The organism is Streptomyces shenzhenensis, assembly GCF_003688995.1.
GTDB lineage: Bacteria > Actinomycetota > Actinomycetes > Streptomycetales > Streptomycetaceae > Streptomyces > Streptomyces shenzhenensis_A.
On the sequence record NZ_PENI01000082.1, the window covers coordinates 1 to 1,794 of the forward strand.

Below are 1,794 nucleotides of genomic sequence, written 5' to 3' on the forward strand. Positions count from 1 at the left end.
TGACGTGCTGGAGGAAGTACTGGCGTACGGCCTCACGGTCCTTGTCGAACTGGATGCGGCCGTCGCAGTCGTACATGTTCAGCATGGCGTTGAGCGCGTGGTAGTCCTTGCGGGTGCCGACCGACTCTCGCTGGCCCGCGGGCACCGTGACCGCCGTGGTGAGGGTGTTCATGCGGCCTGTCGCTCCGCCGTCGATGAGTGTCGTGTCCAAAATTCCTGCAGTCCTTCCCTCACGGCGCGGACGTCGCGGTCCGTGCCCAGCAGTTCGAATCGGTACAGCTCCGGAACCTGACACTTCGTCGAGACCACCCGGCCGGCCAGGCAGTAATCGGCGCCGAAGTTGGTGTTGCCGGAGGCGATGACCCCGCGCAGCAGCACGCGGTTGGCCTCGATGTTCAGAAAGCGGATCACCTGTTTGGGGACCGCTCCGGCTCGTTCGCCGCCGCCGTAGGTCGGCGTGATCAGCACATACGGCCCGGTCACCTGCGGCATGGCCTCACGACGCGGGTACAGGGGGATGCGTGTGGCCGACAGGCCCAGCTTCTCCACGAAACGCCTGGTGTTCTCCGAGACGCTGGAGAAATACACGAGACCGCTCATCGGTCCGCCGCCTCTCGCTCGTTCCCGTATCTGTCCGAGGACCGGGAGGGGAGGAGCGGTGCGGCGCGTGCGGCGAGAGACCGGGCGGCGGTGAACCGATACGCCTTACCCGGGGCCGTGCGTCTGCCACCTGGCCCTCCCTCGGGGCCTCGGAGCGCGCGCACCGCTGTCCGGCGTGCGCACCGGTGGCAGGTCTTCGGACTCGCGGGCATGTCTCGTTCGAGACTCCTACTGGCCGTCGCTTCCCAGGCCCGTATGTCGGGTCCAGTGCGTATGACGGCGGTCGTTCCCGCTCACCGCTGCGGGGCAGTCCCGGTCTTTCACCGGGTTCCCTCTTGCGACGCCGAACACAGGAGTGCCCGGCGAACCACCAGCACCCCCAACACTACATCTAGAACACGGTGACCGCGCGCATCCCAGATGTTGTGTCGCGCATAAAACTTAGGTATACCTAAGTCCTTCTTTGGTCGGAGGGACGGCGGCCTCTCGGAGTACGTCCTGCCCCGGTGATGGCGCGCATCTGGTGTGCGCGCCGGCGTATCTCCGCGATCAGTGCCGGCGGCGGACGCCGAGGGCCGGAGGGCAGCGGGACCTCCTGCGACACAGGTGGCACGTCGGCGTCGAGCGCCTCGGCCACGGAGTCCAGAAAATCGCCCACCTCGACCAGCGTGTCACGCAGCATCCGCATCTTCGCGGTCTGGCTGCCGAGCTGTCTGCGCGTGGCCAGCAGACTCTCGAACTCCTTCTCGGACATGGCGATCATGGGTTTGCCGTCCACGATGACCTGTCGCGGTTTGCCACGCACTGATGGGCCCCCTTCCAGCCTTGGCCATGGTGGTGCTGCAGGACGGGGCCGGGACGCTTGTGGCGTCCCGGCCCACTGGGTTCCTCGATCAGGTGGCGGGCAGCTCACTCCTGACGGTGCGGGCGGCGGTGACCAGGTTCTCCAGGGAGGCGCGGGTCTCGGGCCAGCCGCGGGTCTTCAGGCCGCAGTCGGGGTTGACCCAGAGCCGTTCGGCGGGGATCGCATGGAGGCCGGTGCGCAGCAGGCCGGCCGCCTCTTCGGTGCTTGGTACGCGGGGTGAGTGGATGTCGTAGACACCCGGTCCGGCCTCGCGGGGGTAGCCGTGGGCGGCGAGTTCGCGGGCGACCTGCATGTGGGAGCGGGCGGCTTCCAGGCTGATGACGTCGGCG

At 67.8% G+C, this 1,794-nt stretch carries 3 protein-coding genes, 1 pseudogene and 1 riboswitch; all 4 genes and pseudogenes read right to left on the bottom strand.

What is annotated here, in order from left to right; translation table 11 throughout:
* Positions 1-172 (bottom strand): hypothetical protein (locus CTZ28_RS46245; protein WP_183154924.1); only part of this gene is annotated, 172 nt, incomplete at its 3' end.
* Entirely contained in the window at positions 169-600 is a 432-nt protein-coding gene (gene nrdI, locus CTZ28_RS46250; RefSeq protein WP_121895943.1) for a class Ib ribonucleoside-diphosphate reductase assembly flavoprotein NrdI, read from the bottom strand. The genes nrdI and CTZ28_RS46245, both read right to left, overlap by 4 nt.
* A 170-nt stretch (positions 601-770) precedes the next feature.
* Positions 771-987: riboswitch (cobalamin riboswitch) on the bottom strand.
* Between the two features lie 64 nt (positions 988-1,051).
* Entirely contained in the window at positions 1,052-1,405 is a 354-nt protein-coding gene (locus tag CTZ28_RS46255; RefSeq protein ID WP_121895944.1) for a hypothetical protein, read from the bottom strand.
* Positions 1,406-1,493: 88 nt separating this feature from the next.
* A pseudogene (locus CTZ28_RS46260) lies at positions 1,494-1,794 on the bottom strand (5-methyltetrahydropteroyltriglutamate--homocysteine S-methyltransferase); the annotation flags it as partial.

Bases quoted from the DNA above. Each gene is read 5' to 3' on its own strand.
- nrdI (WP_121895943.1), bottom strand. From the start codon at position 600: ATGAGCGGTCTCGTGTATTTCTCCAGCGTCTCGGAGAACACCAGGCGT.